The 12,894-nt window shown below is 30.4% G+C and carries 19 protein-coding genes; 8 read left to right on the forward strand and 11 right to left on the reverse strand.

All coding sequences use genetic code 11. The features are described from left to right. Positions 1–29 precede the first annotated feature (29 nt). Together K5782_RS08695 and K5782_RS08700 are read left to right on the forward strand one after the other, a co-directional pair. Positions 30–311, forward strand: coding sequence for a 50S ribosomal protein L44e (locus K5782_RS08695; RefSeq protein ID WP_297465838.1), 282 nt, complete (start codon positions 30–32; stop codon positions 309–311). Further along, positions 308–505, forward strand: a complete 198-nt coding sequence (locus K5782_RS08700; RefSeq protein ID WP_007551438.1) for a 30S ribosomal protein S27e — start codon at positions 308–310, stop codon at positions 503–505. Before K5782_RS08695 ends, K5782_RS08700 begins: the two co-directional genes overlap by 4 nt. Here the strand turns inward: K5782_RS08700 and K5782_RS08705 are convergent. From K5782_RS08705 to hisC, 5 genes are read right to left on the reverse strand one after another with little or no spacing between them, the layout of a single operon-like run. Continuing rightward, positions 488–1,072: an NTP transferase domain-containing protein gene (locus tag K5782_RS08705; RefSeq protein ID WP_297465841.1), complete on the reverse strand. Its 585-nt coding sequence runs from the start codon at positions 1,070–1,072 to the stop codon at positions 488–490. The two genes, K5782_RS08700 and K5782_RS08705, sit on opposite strands and share 18 nt — an antisense overlap. Beyond that, on the reverse strand, positions 1,069–1,794 hold the full coding sequence (gene cobS / locus K5782_RS08710) for an adenosylcobinamide-GDP ribazoletransferase (protein WP_297465842.1): 726 nt from the start codon (positions 1,792–1,794) through the stop codon (positions 1,069–1,071). Before cobS ends, K5782_RS08705 begins: the two co-directional genes overlap by 4 nt. Next, positions 1,787–2,758 (reverse strand): cobalamin biosynthesis protein, encoded by a 972-nt coding sequence (locus K5782_RS08715; protein WP_297465844.1) that lies wholly within the window; start codon positions 2,756–2,758, stop codon positions 1,787–1,789. The genes cobS and K5782_RS08715 overlap by 8 nt, the downstream gene beginning before the upstream one ends. Then, positions 2,752–3,594 (reverse strand): cobyric acid synthase, encoded by an 843-nt coding sequence (locus K5782_RS08720; protein ID WP_297465846.1) that lies wholly within the window; start codon positions 3,592–3,594, stop codon positions 2,752–2,754. The genes K5782_RS08715 and K5782_RS08720 overlap by 7 nt, the downstream gene beginning before the upstream one ends. Next, positions 3,591–4,664 carry a histidinol-phosphate transaminase gene (gene hisC / locus K5782_RS08725; protein ID WP_297465849.1) on the reverse strand — a complete coding sequence of 358 codons (1,074 nt, stop codon included), beginning with the start codon at positions 4,662–4,664 and terminating at the stop codon, positions 3,591–3,593. Before hisC ends, K5782_RS08720 begins: the two co-directional genes overlap by 4 nt. An 84-nt stretch (positions 4,665–4,748) precedes the next feature. Between hisC and asd the strand changes: the two genes are divergently transcribed. The 3 genes from asd (at position 4,749) to K5782_RS08740 (ending at position 7,302) form a co-directional block, all read left to right on the forward strand. After that, positions 4,749–5,831, forward strand: a complete 1,083-nt coding sequence (gene asd, locus K5782_RS08730) for an aspartate-semialdehyde dehydrogenase (protein ID WP_297465852.1) — start codon at positions 4,749–4,751, stop codon at positions 5,829–5,831. 71 nt (positions 5,832–5,902) lie between these two features. Continuing rightward, positions 5,903–6,370 (forward strand): Lrp/AsnC family transcriptional regulator, encoded by a 468-nt coding sequence (locus K5782_RS08735; protein ID WP_297465854.1) that lies wholly within the window; start codon positions 5,903–5,905, stop codon positions 6,368–6,370. Between the two features lie 2 nt (positions 6,371–6,372). Next, the gene (locus tag K5782_RS08740; protein ID WP_297465856.1) at positions 6,373–7,302 is read left to right on the forward strand and encodes a heme o synthase; all 930 of its coding nucleotides are present in this window, start codon (positions 6,373–6,375) and stop codon (positions 7,300–7,302) included. Here K5782_RS08740 and K5782_RS08745 read toward each other — a convergent pair. Beyond that, complete coding sequence (locus tag K5782_RS08745; RefSeq protein WP_297465858.1) at positions 7,297–7,506, reverse strand: hypothetical protein; 210 nt, start codon at positions 7,504–7,506, stop codon at positions 7,297–7,299. The two genes, K5782_RS08740 and K5782_RS08745, sit on opposite strands and share 6 nt — an antisense overlap. A 379-nt stretch (positions 7,507–7,885) precedes the next feature. On the opposite strand from K5782_RS08745, the gene K5782_RS08750 reads away from it, so the two are divergent. Further along, positions 7,886–8,359: a hypothetical protein gene (locus tag K5782_RS08750; RefSeq protein ID WP_297465860.1), complete on the forward strand. Its 474-nt coding sequence runs from the start codon at positions 7,886–7,888 to the stop codon at positions 8,357–8,359. 37 nt (positions 8,360–8,396) lie between these two features. Here K5782_RS08750 and K5782_RS08755 read toward each other — a convergent pair whose 3' ends face one another. Next, entirely contained in the window at positions 8,397–8,771 is a 375-nt protein-coding gene (locus K5782_RS08755; protein ID WP_297465861.1) for a response regulator, read from the reverse strand. Between the two features lie 114 nt (positions 8,772–8,885). On the opposite strand from K5782_RS08755, the gene K5782_RS08760 reads away from it, so the two are divergent. Together K5782_RS08760 and K5782_RS08765 are read left to right on the forward strand one after the other, a co-directional pair. Then, on the forward strand, positions 8,886–9,263 hold the full coding sequence (locus K5782_RS08760) for a hypothetical protein (protein ID WP_297465863.1): 378 nt from the start codon (positions 8,886–8,888) through the stop codon (positions 9,261–9,263). Next, positions 9,263–9,943, forward strand: coding sequence for a hypothetical protein (locus K5782_RS08765; protein WP_297465865.1), 681 nt, complete (start codon positions 9,263–9,265; stop codon positions 9,941–9,943). Before K5782_RS08760 ends, K5782_RS08765 begins: the two co-directional genes overlap by 1 nt. A gap of 78 nt (positions 9,944–10,021) precedes the next feature. Here K5782_RS08765 and K5782_RS08770 read toward each other — a convergent pair whose 3' ends face one another. The 4 genes from K5782_RS08770 to K5782_RS08785 are packed head-to-tail and all read right to left on the reverse strand — an operon-like array spanning position 10,022 to position 12,699. Then, positions 10,022–10,435, reverse strand: coding sequence for a hypothetical protein (locus tag K5782_RS08770; protein ID WP_007551457.1), 414 nt, complete (start codon positions 10,433–10,435; stop codon positions 10,022–10,024). Between the two features lie 43 nt (positions 10,436–10,478). Further along, positions 10,479–10,982 (reverse strand): acyl-CoA thioesterase, encoded by a 504-nt coding sequence (locus K5782_RS08775; protein ID WP_297465868.1) that lies wholly within the window; start codon positions 10,980–10,982, stop codon positions 10,479–10,481. Between the two features lie 50 nt (positions 10,983–11,032). Further along, positions 11,033–12,364: a UbiD family decarboxylase gene (locus K5782_RS08780; RefSeq protein WP_297465870.1), complete on the reverse strand. Its 1,332-nt coding sequence runs from the start codon at positions 12,362–12,364 to the stop codon at positions 11,033–11,035. After that, the gene (locus tag K5782_RS08785) at positions 12,361–12,699 is read right to left on the reverse strand and encodes a proteasome assembly chaperone 4 (protein WP_297465872.1); all 339 of its coding nucleotides are present in this window, start codon (positions 12,697–12,699) and stop codon (positions 12,361–12,363) included. The genes K5782_RS08780 and K5782_RS08785 overlap by 4 nt, the downstream gene beginning before the upstream one ends. Between the last annotated feature and the right edge of the window lie 195 nt (positions 12,700–12,894).

Below are 12,894 nucleotides of genomic sequence, written 5' to 3' on the forward strand. Positions count from 1 at the left end.
TAAATTACCGTTGAGGCGGTTTTTTTCATATGAACATACCCAAGGTTATGCGAAAGTATTGTGCAAAATGTAAAACACATACTGAACAAAAGGTCTCCATATACAAAGCTGGAAAAAGGAGAGGTTCAGCAAGAGGAGAACGTAGACACGCTGAGCGTAAACAAGGGTATGGTGGACAAAAATTCCCAAAACTTGCAAAACCTGCAAAAACTACAAAGAAAGTGACTCCTATAATGACATGTACAGTTTGCAAAAAGAAATATAATAAAATAGGTATTAGAATTAGAAAATTTGAGTTGATGGCAGCATGAAAAAAGATCACGTTGAAATTCCAAAACCATCAAGTAAATTCCAGAAAGTTAATTGTAATGAATGCGGTGAATTACAAGTCGTATATTCTCATGCGTCACAAGTTGTCGTATGCAATTCTTGTGGTAATAATATTGCAGAACCAACAGGTTCTAAAGCAAAAATTAATGGTAAGATCTCAGGCAGTGCCGAGTAGATCATAGTCTTGTTTTGTATTTAGATTAAAAGCAATTCTTTTGTCATCAATTATTATAAATTTTTCAGATATATTCTCCATAGTTAAAATTTTTTTTGCATTTACTAATGAAATTCCAGAATAACAACATTGCTGATTCTCAAACTCAAACCAATAATCAGATGAAAGATGTAAAGAATCAAGAAATTTTTTTGTAATAATGATTGCAGTCCAAACATTTTCTAAATTACATTGAGTTGTGATTTTTTTAATAATATCACCATCTAAAAATGGTAAATCAGCTGATGTAATCAAAACAAAATCATTTAATGATTTAAGAACTAAATTAAGATCATTTACATAACCATCTCCAGGAGTATCAAAAAGTTCAATATTGTTTTCTTCTAAAAATTTCTTTGTTTGTGGGGAATTCAAGCTAGTTATTGCCAGTATTTTTGAAAAGCAGTTAGAATCTCTTAAAGCATCAAGGACATGAAGTATCATTGGTTTTTTATATTTTAGAAGGAGTTTTTCTCCACTTAAGCTCATTCTACTTCCTTTGCCACCTGCCATCACAATACCGATCATATTGAAACAAATACCAAAAGGGATGCTAGTCGTGTCAATTCATTTGTAGCTCCAAAAACATCTCCAGTGATTCCTCCAAAGCTACGAGTACTCAAAATAACTAGGAACATAGTTAAAGTCACGCCTATTCCAAATACAAGTAAACCCGTATGGCCACCAAGCAAAATTATAGGGATTAAAGTAATAATAGCAGATACTAATAATTTATTTTTATTTTTCATCATCTCTATAAAAGGAGAATTGGAACCTAGAGAGGCAGATTTTCCAATACTTGCCATTAAAACCATTGAAAATTTTGCAATGATTTCACTTAGTAAAATTGCTAAAAATAATTGGTATCCAGTAGATAATGATATCACGATTAACAATCCCACAATATGCAAAACTATTGTCACCATTCCTGCAGAGCCAGTAGAGAGATCTTTCATTGCTGCAAGTTTTTGTTCTTTTGTACCTTTTACCATTAAACCGTCAGCAAAATCTGCTAAACCGTCAGTATGATGTATGCCTGTAAGTATTGCAAATGAAGTAACAACTAGTAAACTTACTATCAATGGATCTAAAAATAATGAAAGCCCAAATCCTATTGATCCAACAATTAAACCAATTGCAATTCCTACAACTGGAAAAATATACATGTATTTTGCAATTGTTTCGAGATTTGAATTGCCAATTGGAATGATAGTTAGAAATGAAAAAACAGAACCAATTTCTTTAAGCATGAATCCACCAACCTAAATATGATAAAAGTAAAAGTAATGGAATTACAACCATTACACAAAACAATATCGATGTAACTTTCATTATTAAAATTGCTGATCTGACATGTTCTCTAGTAAATGAAATACTTCCATCACCTAATGAATAATGATCTAATTTTTCAAATTTTGTTCCCAATGCTCCTGCAATAGCTGCCATTGGATAACCAGCATTTGGACTTTCAGTTTTCTTTCCATCACGAATCATTATTTCAAAAGATTTTTTCCAGTTATTTCCTAAAATCATCGCACTAATTACCATGATAAATCCAGTAAGTCTTGATGGAATGTAATTCAAAATTGTATCACATTTTGCTCCAAACCACCCAATATTTTTGAAGATATCTGTCTTGTACCCAATCATAGAATCAGCGGTATTAACTACCCGATAAGCAAAGGCACCAGGCAAACCAAAAAATGCAAAATAGAAAAGAGGTCCAGTTATACCATCAACCGTATTTTCACTAATACTTTCTAGTATGCCTGAATATACGTGATTTTTATCAAGATTCTTAGTATTTCGCTTTACAATCATTGATAAATTATCTCTAGCAGAAGAAATATTATCTTGCTCTAGTGCAGTAACAACTGCTATTGCATGTTTTTCCATTCCTTTTATTGCAATAGTTGATTTTAGCAATACGCCACCTACAATTATTGAAATAATTATGTAGATGTGATCTATAGAAATTAAGTTGATTCCAATTTCCAAAAAAATAATTAATGAAATTAATATTCCAATAGAAATTAAAATAATGAAAATACCACCGAGTTTTTCTAAATTTTCTGATGAATTTTTTGCGTGAGGGGTTAATTTTGCAATTAATGATCCAATCCAAGCAGTAGGGTGAAATTTATTTCTTGGATCTCCCACTGTGAAATCTAATATGAGTGCAAAAAATACAATAAGAATTGATTCAGTTAGCAACTGATCATCCTCTCAATTTCAGTAATATTCAAATTTGATTTTGTTAATTTACTAAGTTTATCAATTTCATTTTCTATTTTAACAAGATTTTTCTTATTCCAAGTCATATTCTTGGCATTAACATTCAAAGAATCTTCCTCAGGTAAATCTAAGTTAATCATAGGTATAGTCCCTATTACAGGACAATTTGTCATTTCTTTAATTTTTTTGAAACCTGGTTTTAGTATATTGATATCACCTCGAAATTTATTAAATACAAAACCTTTGACTAACTTTTGATATTTTTTCTCTAAAAGAGCCATAGTGCCTACAATACTAGCAAATGAACCACCTCTATCAATATCTGAAATCAATAATACTGAAGAATTTGATATTTCTGCCATTTTCATATTTGCAATATCAAATTTTTGTAAATTAACTTCAGCAGGAGAACCAGCTCCTTCCAAAATAATCAAATCATAATTTTTTTGAAGATGTTTTAATGATTTGGTAGCAATCATTAGTCCTTTAGTTGTTACAAATTTTTTATAATATTCTGAAGCATGCATTTTTTTAAACCGTTTTCCATTGAGGTATACATCACTATAGTAATTTCCTAGAGGTTTCAACAAAATTGGGTTTAGATCAGGTGTAATCTCACATCTAGCTGCTATTGCTTGGATTGCTTGAGCTCGAGATATTTCAAAATTATTTGTTTTATATGCGTAATTGGACATATTTTGAGACTTGAATGGGGCTACTGAAAATCCCTTATCTGAAAAAATTCTACATAGAGATGTAACAAGTGTAGTTTTTCCAGAACCAGATGATGTACCTTGTATCATTAATGTTTTCATAATCTCTCCAAAGCATTGATTAATTTTTGATTTTCTTGTCTTGTCTTTACAGCAATTCGGATGTAATTATTATTTAATCCCCGAATTGTTCTACAATCACGAACTAAAATTTTTTTTTCAAGTAGTTTTTTTTGTAACGTATTTGACTTTATTTTTGTTTTTATTAAAATAAAATTTGTAGAGGTATCAATACATTGAAAATTTTTTAGTTTAGAAATACTATTTATGAGATACAAAGATTCTTTTTTGATTAGTTTTTTAACTTTATTTAAATAAGAAATATCCGAAAGAGCGGCAGATGCTGCTTGTTGTGCTAATCCAGAAATATTCCAAGGAATGTTGATTTTATTTAAAACCAAAGCCATTTGTTTAGAACCTATTCCATAACCAATTCGTATTCCAGCTAATGCAAATGATTTTGTCAAAGATCTTAAAATAAACAAATTGTTATATTTTCTAATGAGATGAATTACGGATTCATCACAATCTGGGACTAATTCAATAAAACATTCATCTACAAAAACTAAAGTTTTCTGTTTATTTGCTAATATGATTATTTTTTGTAATATTTTTTTTGATAGTAGATTCCCAGTTGGATTGTTTGGATTACAAATAAAGATACATCCATTATTTGGAATTTTAGAAATAAATTTGTCAATATTTTTTCCTAGATCCATTGTTTTAAAAAACGTAATTTTTGCCCCACATAGTTTTGCTGCAGATTCATATTCACCAAATGTTGGAATTGGAATCAAAACAGGTGTTTGATTAGATATAAAAGCTCTACAGAAATTATAAATGATTTCTGTAGCACCATTTCCTACAACAATTTGTGATGATGGTATTTTGATATAACGTTCTAGATTTTTTCTAAGTTGATTAGAATTGGAGTCAGGATAGATTTGTATTGAATCAATATGATTTTTTATTGTTTTACGAACAATAGAAGGAATTCCAAGGGGGCTGATATTTGAGCTAAAATCCACAATATCAGAATTAGGATTATTTATTGAAAATGGGCCACCATGTTGAATTCGTTTATGTTCAGAGATGTAGGGATTAAGCCTCATATTTTGAAATATTCTGTGCTAATATAGTATGTTTTGGTTAAATTCAGAAAACGATTATTAATTGTATGAATAGATTTTTAGATCATGGATAAGAAAAGAGTTGCAATTGTAGGAGTTACAGGATCAGTAGGTCAAGAATTTGTATTATCATTAAATAATCATCCTTGGTTTCAAGTTACACAAATAGCAGCATCTGAGCGATCTGCTGGAAAAAAATATCTTGAAGCAATTAGAGATCCCAATAGTGGAATAATTTCATGGGAAGTAGACGGACAAATTCCTGAATACATAAAAGAAATGACTGTGAAAAATATTAGCGAGTTAGATTTAACTCAATTAGACTTGGTATTTTCAGCAGTTGAATCAAAGGCAGCTAGAGATATTGAAACTCAGATAGCAGCAGAATTACCAGTTATTTCAACTAGTTCAGCTTATCGTTATGAAGAGGATGTACCAATTCTAATTCCTGGAATTAATGATGAACAATCAGAATTATTAGAAATACAAAAAAAGAATAGAAATTGGAAGGGTTGGGTTGCACCTCTCCCAAATTGTACCACTACAGGTTTAGCAATTACTTTAAAACCACTTTATGAAAAATATGGTGCAAAAAAAGTGATGATGACCTCAATGCAAGCAATATCTGGTGCAGGTCGTGCTCCGGGTGTATCTGCAATGAACATCACAGATAACATTATACCATTCATTGCAAAAGAAGAAGAAAAAGTAAGAATTGAAACTAGAAAAATCCTAGGTAAATTGATAAACGGAAAAATTCAAGATGCTAACATTAAAGTCAGTTGTACGTGTACTAGAGTTCCAGTAATTGATGGTCATACAGAATCAGTGTTTGTGGAAACTGAAAAGGAGATTAACTCACAAAGTGCCAAACAAGTTTACGATGATGCTAATAATGAGAGTACTGTAGTAGGACTTCCTTCATCTCCTGAAAAGTATTATGCATTTCATGAAGATCCAACACGACCTCAACCAAGAATGGAACGCAGTGTGGGTGATGGTATGACTACAACAATTGGAAGAGTTGAAAAAGAAGAATTATTTGATCATGGGTTAAAGTATGTATTATTCTCACATAATAAAAAAATGGGTTCCGCAAAAGGAGCTGTTTTATTAGCAGAGATGCTTTACAAAAAAGGTAAAATTTAGAGTATTTTTTGAAATTTTTACAATAATAACTTTATAAGAACCAGAAATCTAGATCGTTTCGAGAGTTTTAAATGGTAAAAGTTGATGATTTAGATTTGCAAATTTTATCCGAGTTGTCTAATGATGCTTCAATTTCAATTCCAAGATTATCAAAAAAAATCAATGTTAATTCATCGGTAGTATACTCTAGAATTAAACGGTTGATAAAACGTAAATTAATTGAGCGTTTCACAATTGTCGTAAATGACACAGAACTTGGCTATAATGTGAAGGCATTAACTGGGATAAATATGGATACCAAAAAACGAGATCACATAATTGAAGAATTGTTTAAAATAGAAGGAGTTAGAGAAGTTGCCGAAGTTACAGGAAGATTTGATATTCTGGTAACTATGTATGCAAAATCATTAGATCAAATGCATAAGATGGTATCAGAAAAAATTGGACGTATTGAAGGAATACAGTCATCAGAATCATTTATAGAAATGAAGTCACGTTCAAAAGCAATGCCATATAAGTCATCAAAGGATAGCGACTAACATTGCAAAAGCAAAAATCTGAATCTCGTGTTGCAGTATATTATGAATTAACTAAACCAAAAATTTGGTATCTGTTAGTTTTTACAGCATTTGGAGCTACTTTAACAGCATCCAATATTTACGGAATTGAAATTTCTTTACCTACATGGGCATTGATGTTATTTTCTGTTGCTGCTGGATCTGCTGCAGCCAATACGCTAACTAACTATCATGATAGGGATATAGATGCAATTATGGAGAGAACAAAAAATAGACCTCTTCCTTCAAAAAGAATTCATCCAGCAGAGAAAGCAAGAAATTTTGGACTTGCATTAGCTGGAATCTCGCTTGTATTAGCATTCGGAATTTCATTTACAACAACTCTAGAACAAGGAATTTGGGCAACAGCCTTTATTGCATTTGGTTTGTTAAACAATATTCTTGTGTATTCATACATGTTAAAACGAAACTCTAGAACAAATATTATTTTAGGAGGTTTATGCGGTGGCTCTCCACCAATGATTGGTTGGGTAGCAGTAACTATGACAGATTTATGGACAATGGGGTTAGCAATGGCAGGCCTTGTATTTATTTGGATTCCAATGCATATTTGGGCTTTGACTTTACATTTCAAAGAAGATTACAATAAAGTTAATGTTCCAATGTTGACTGCTGTACAATCTGAAAAAACATCAGCGAGAGCAATAGCAGGATCAACTTTTGTTATGGTACTTTTTTCAATTGCACCATTCTTTTTAACAACAGAAAATGGAGAACCAATGGTAGGTCCAGTTTATCTTTGGACTGCCATAGCTTCAGGCGCTTTAATGATAATATTATCAGCATGGGTAATTGCAAAACCAATGGAAAAAGCATCATGGACTTTGTTTAAGTTTTCTAGTCCATATCTGGCAGTTTTGTTTATTGCACTAATGGTAGATTCAGCATTATAAAATACTGTTATTGATATCTAAACTATTTAGCTCTTTTGTAATTTCAGAATGAGATTCAACAAGTAATTCAATTTCATGTTGTAATTTAGATGAATTCCAGTTAGATTTAATCAACGTAGTTAATTTTGTAACAATACTCCATTGAAGATTATTTTGTTGATCAATTAACTCAAGAAATCTTTTCCCTTTCTCATCTTCGGACATAATTTTTTGATATCATACAATCATAAAAAGTTAACATGAATATCTTGATATTAAATGAACACAATTCATTTTTTAAAAATAAATTTACAATTATGCTTCAATGATAATTATATAATTTTATTAGTGAATATGAGCAATGGAGGATATTGAAATGCAGCATAACAGAATGTAAGAGTAAAGCTGAACAATCAATCAGAATAGGATTAAGAGAAACCAGAAACTTGTGTAAATATCACTATAATTTATTCAAAAATAGGGACGAAAAACACTCACCAAACTTTAGCAAGGCATCAGAATTTAAAGAAAAAACAAACTAGGTATAATTTCCACGTTATAAAATAATTGAAAACTTTAACATCTACTATTTTTAATATATTTTATGGCTACAAACAAAAAAACTAAATCAAAAAATAAACCAGTAAAAAAAGCAACTTCTAAACCAATTAAACAAACAAAAACTAAATCAAATAAACCAGAATTTGAAAAAGCCTGGAAAGAATACAATTCAGCATTAAGTGTATGGAAAGAATCACTTGCCCAATGGCAAAAAGCTACAAACGATACATTGATGACATATCATGATGCCTGCCAAAGAGCATTAGAGTCAGATACAGAATTATTAAAAAAAGTTAGTTCTAGTTGGGAAAATACTTGGCAAGAAATTGGTCCAGAATACATTAAGCAACAAACCAAAATGATTGAAAATATTTTTAAAGAAACAAATATTGAGTCAATTAAAAAATTCAATGAGCAATGGGAAAAATTTCTAAAAACATCTGGAGATGACTCAATTAAAGCGTATCAAGAAGCCATAAAACAATTCAATCAAGCTTGGCAAAATACCCATACATAATTTTAAAATTTTTTAATTCAAATTAATTATTTTTTTATTATTTCATTAATGTAATTTCATTTGAAAAATAAATGATATCTAGCACATCATTTAGATTAAATGGTTTTACAAGAAATGCAAGTACTCCTAGCTTAGTGCATTCATTAAAAATATCCTGATCATCATTTCCAGTAATTACAATAATTTTTGAAGAATGATCTTGAGATCGAATTTTTTTTAGAACACTTAACCCATCAAGGTTAGGCATTACTAGATCTAAGAAAATAAGTTCAGGTTTACTAGAATAATATTTTTCAATTGCTTCAATACCATCGCTGGCTTCAGATACAACAGTGTGATTATGAGCTAAAAGAAAATCTTTAAGAAGTGAACGTGATTCCTCAGAATCATCAACTATCATGACTCTAGTCATACATTATAGATAGTATTGATGAATTTAGGGGCATGAGTGTATGAGATAATGACTTACACATATGATAGCCACAAAAAATAGGATTATAATTGGTCTAATTGAATTTGAGTGTAAATGGAGATTTCAATAGAACCTTGGAAAAAATTGGTAATTCATGAGGTTATTGAATATAAATTTGATGACTGGGTAAAGCAAATAGCATTTAGTACCAGATCATCAGGAGGAGCAATACCAACAATGCAGTGGACAAATGGAATTGTTTTTTCTCCTGCTAATTTTCCAACAACAAATGTTACAGTTGAAGAACAATTAAAGGGAATACTTCATTGGTCATCAGTATCTTTTGCAATTAAAGAAAAATTTGAAAAACAGATAGTGATTGAAAACGCAACAATTAATCTTGTTGATGTTAGTGTAAATGAAATCTTTAAAGAACTTGCGCTAAATCTTAAAAAACAATCAAAATTTGCAGTTAATTCCGGCAAGATATAATGGATATAGAAAAAGAAATCAAAGAGTTAGAATCCGTTCTAAAAAAGATTAAACAATTTGAACCAGATCCATACTATGTAAATTATTATTTTAATTCATATCTTTTTTCAGTAAATAATACATATCATGGAATTTTTGAAGAGGCAAATAGAGATTTTGGATTATTCATTAATGAGTATACTAAAGATGCATTTTTAGAAAAAGCAAATAAAAAAAATGATCAAAAAGCACTTAGTTTTGGCATATGGTTTGAAAAAAAGTATGATGAATATCATCAAAGTGGTTATCCAAATTTTATTAAAAAATGCTGCAAGTTTCAAAATGACGGTAAAAGACTTCCGAAAGTCAAGATAATGATTAGTGCAAAGGAAAGATACATCAATGATCCTAATCAGGAAATTATATGTAATATGAAAGATGGAAAAATAGGATCAAAGGAGGAACTGCAGATAGAAATTAGAAGGCAATTACCAATATTTTTAGAAATAATTAATTACAAAAGAAATAATTTCAAAGAATCAATTATAAATAAAAATCAAGTTTATGTTTCAACATTTTTAGATATTGATGGAAATGAAAATGTAGATATTTTAGATGCATCTAAAATTTACATTTCTGTTTTGAAAAAGATTGTATTTGAGGCTAGAGAGAAAATTAAAGAATTAGCTAGATGGGCATAATTATTAAAGTCGCAGCGATAAAAATTTGTTAGATATTTTTCTGATAAATAAAATAGGATTAACTCTTAATTCAAAGGATTATTTGTATTTGGGCCACATAGTATTCCAAGTTTCTGCAAATTTTTTCATCATCTCGCCATAAGCTTTCATACTTTCCATCCCAGACGAATTTAGAGTTTGTTGCCAATTTTCTGCAACTTGTTTGAATGTAGATGCATTAGCTTCATTGAGTGATTTTTGCCAAGCTTCTCCAAATTCTTTGAAAGATTTTATTCCAGCTTCATTAAGTGATTTTTGCCAATTTTCACCAAATGCCTTCATAGTATCTACACTAGATTCTTTGGCTGCTTTTTCCCAAACCTCATTAAATTTGGCTTGCATTTCATTTGTTGCTTTTTGTATTTGTTCAAATACGGTTTTCCAATTTTCAAGAGATTTTGAATATTCTTGCCAAAGAGAATCCCAATGATTTGATTTTTCTTCAGAGGTCATAAACTATATTTGTCTTTGAGACACTTAAACTGTTCCCTAAAAATTATTTGCTAGATTTTTTACGATTTTTTAATCTCTCTTCCATTCTAATTTTCCCTTCTGCAAATTTTTGCCTATCTTCATCGGTTTTAAGTAAAAGTTTTGGAGCGTGGGTAGGTTTTCCATTTTTATCTAATGCAACAAAAGTTACAAAAGCTGTTCCAGTAATGGTCTTAATTCCAGTTACAATATCTTCTGCTTCTGCCTTTACTTCAATTTCCATTGATGAGTTATGAACATAATTTATTCTTGCATTTAATTTTAAAACATTACCAACAAAAACTGGTTTTATGAAATTTACACTATCCATACTCACAGTTACTGCATTTGATTGAGCATGTCTTTGTGCTACAATCCCTGCAACCATATCAATATGTTTGAGAATTTCACCCCCAAATACATTTCCGGCTGGATTAGCATCTGAAGGAAACATTCTAACAATTACATGCGCACTAGATTCTTCAGGGCTCTTTTCTTTTTTGGGTACATTTTTAGGGTTATTTTGCAATAAGGCAGATTAGATTTAATCTAATTTAATTTAATCAGTTATACGAATTACTATTTGAAATAATTATTTAGTTTAATTTTATTTATTTTTGGAATTTTTGCTAATTCAAATCCCTCTTGACGTTTTGAAAGGGATTTAGTGGCATCTATACCCATTTTTGCAGTCTTTAAGTTCTTTTGATCACTAGAAGGATCTAGACTGGATCCTCGTACATTTTTTATTATCAATAGATCTGTGTCAGCTTGAAATCTTGTTGCCATTGCATATTCAACAGATTCAGCATTATTAGGATTAATGTCCTCATCTACAACTGTTACTTGTTTTAATGAACGATGAGATTCAAATGTTTTTTTAATTATTTTTTTAGGATCAGAATCTTTTTTCTTTTTTATTTGAACTACTGCATGTAACCAGTTACATCCTCCATTTGTCATAGATACTTGTTTAGTTTGAGGAAATGATTTTTTTAGTTCTCCATTTAATTTTGATTCAATTGGCATTCCCATCAGTAATCGGTGTTCAGAGAAGCCTGAAAGAACATCATGAAAAATAGGATTATTTCTATAGTATAAAGACTCTAACTCAAAAATTGGTTGAGATCTATGGTGGTCGTAAGTTTGTAGCATTTCTACCATCCACTCTTGATGAGTTTTATCTTGTAGAATTTTTCCCTCCATTACAATTTCAGTTCCTGAAGGAACATGTAATCCAGTGTAAGGAAGTTTAGTTAATGTAAGTTTTCCACCTAAAAGCGAATTTGCAATATCGATTTCATCTTTACCCCATTCAGCTTGATATGCACCTGCAATAGATATTGCGGGGTGTACACCTATAGTTACTGCAACTTTCAGATCTTCATTATGTTCCTTAGCATCAATAAAACATCTGTGTAGATGTCTTCCTTCTACCATTCTAATTGAAAAATGAGTTTTATCAATAGGCATCAATCTATGAAAAGATGAATTTTGCTCACCAGTTTCAGGATTCTTAACATATACAATAGAAGAAGTGATGAAAGGTCCTGATTCTTTTTCAAAATGCGTAACAATAGGCATAATAGAGATGTTTTTTGATTTATTTTCCATGAATTTTCCTGAAGAAATAACTTTTGGTTTTTTTGCTTTTTTAATTGCAGAAATCATATTTTCATGAATTTTTTCTTCCGTACTTCCAATTGCCTGAGCAAATCTTTTTCTGGTACCAACAAGATTGGCAACTAAATTAAAGTCACTTTCCGCAATATTTTCAAATAAAATAGCAGTAGAGCCATCAACTTTTGCAGTAATTCCTGCAATTTCATATTTTGTTGATACCTTTTTTTTAATGATTTTTAATTCGCCGCTTTTTTTTATCAAAGAAAGATAATTACGTAAATCTGTCAATTCTGAATCATCTCCATAATTTCAGTCATTATAGCTTTTGCAGTATTAGGATCTAATTCTTTTTGAATAAATGCTGAAACAATTGCAATACCTTTCATTCTAGTACTGATTCTTTCTGCAGTTAATTTGAGAAATAAAGATTCAGTTCTGGAGGGGATTACAGTTGTAGTAACAGGTGTTGGACCAGTAGCCAATGAGACGACCATTGAACCTATCTTATCAGATCTTTCAGATATAGAAACAAAATAACCATTTTCAAACTTCATTATTTTTAAAAAAAAGCTACGGCCCCCCAAATCAATGGTTTTTTGTAAAAACCCATTTGGAGAGTTCAATGTGCTATGAACAAATCTTATGCTTTTATTGCTATTGATTCAGTTTTTGGGATTGATTCCAATTTTATTTTAGCAACTTTTGGTGCTTTAGCAACTTTTGGTGCTTTAGCAACTTTTGGTGCTTTAGCAACTTTTGGTGCTTTAGCAACTTTTGGTGCTTTAGCAACTTTTGGTGCTTTAGCAACTTTTGGTGCT

The sequence above is a fragment of the Nitrosarchaeum sp. genome (genome assembly GCF_025699065.1).
Lineage (GTDB): Archaea > Thermoproteota > Nitrososphaeria > Nitrososphaerales > Nitrosopumilaceae > Nitrosarchaeum.

Coding starts and splice junctions, on each gene's coding strand:
- K5782_RS08695 (WP_297465838.1), top strand. CDS start 30: ATGAACATACCCAAGGTTATGCGAAAGTATTGTGCAAAATGTAAAACA.
- K5782_RS08700 (WP_007551438.1), top strand. CDS start 308: ATGAAAAAAGATCACGTTGAAATTCCAAAACCATCAAGTAAATTCCAG.
- K5782_RS08705 (WP_297465841.1), bottom strand. CDS start 1,072: ATGATCGGTATTGTGATGGCAGGTGGCAAAGGAAGTAGAATGAGCTTA.
- cobS (WP_297465842.1), bottom strand. CDS start 1,794: ATGCTTAAAGAAATTGGTTCTGTTTTTTCATTTCTAACTATCATTCCA.
- K5782_RS08720 (WP_297465846.1), bottom strand. CDS start 3,594: ATGAAAACATTAATGATACAAGGTACATCATCTGGTTCTGGAAAAACT.
- hisC (WP_297465849.1), bottom strand. CDS start 4,664: ATGAGGCTTAATCCCTACATCTCTGAACATAAACGAATTCAACATGGT.
- asd (WP_297465852.1), top strand. CDS start 4,749: ATGGATAAGAAAAGAGTTGCAATTGTAGGAGTTACAGGATCAGTAGGT.
- K5782_RS08735 (WP_297465854.1), top strand. CDS start 5,903: ATGGTAAAAGTTGATGATTTAGATTTGCAAATTTTATCCGAGTTGTCT.
- K5782_RS08745 (WP_297465858.1), bottom strand. CDS start 7,506: ATGTCCGAAGATGAGAAAGGGAAAAGATTTCTTGAGTTAATTGATCAA.
- K5782_RS08750 (WP_297465860.1), top strand. CDS start 7,886: ATGGCTACAAACAAAAAAACTAAATCAAAAAATAAACCAGTAAAAAAA.
- K5782_RS08755 (WP_297465861.1), bottom strand. CDS start 8,771: ATGACTAGAGTCATGATAGTTGATGATTCTGAGGAATCACGTTCACTT.
- K5782_RS08760 (WP_297465863.1), top strand. CDS start 8,886: ATGGAGATTTCAATAGAACCTTGGAAAAAATTGGTAATTCATGAGGTT.
- K5782_RS08765 (WP_297465865.1), top strand. CDS start 9,263: ATGGATATAGAAAAAGAAATCAAAGAGTTAGAATCCGTTCTAAAAAAG.
- K5782_RS08770 (WP_007551457.1), bottom strand. CDS start 10,435: ATGACCTCTGAAGAAAAATCAAATCATTGGGATTCTCTTTGGCAAGAA.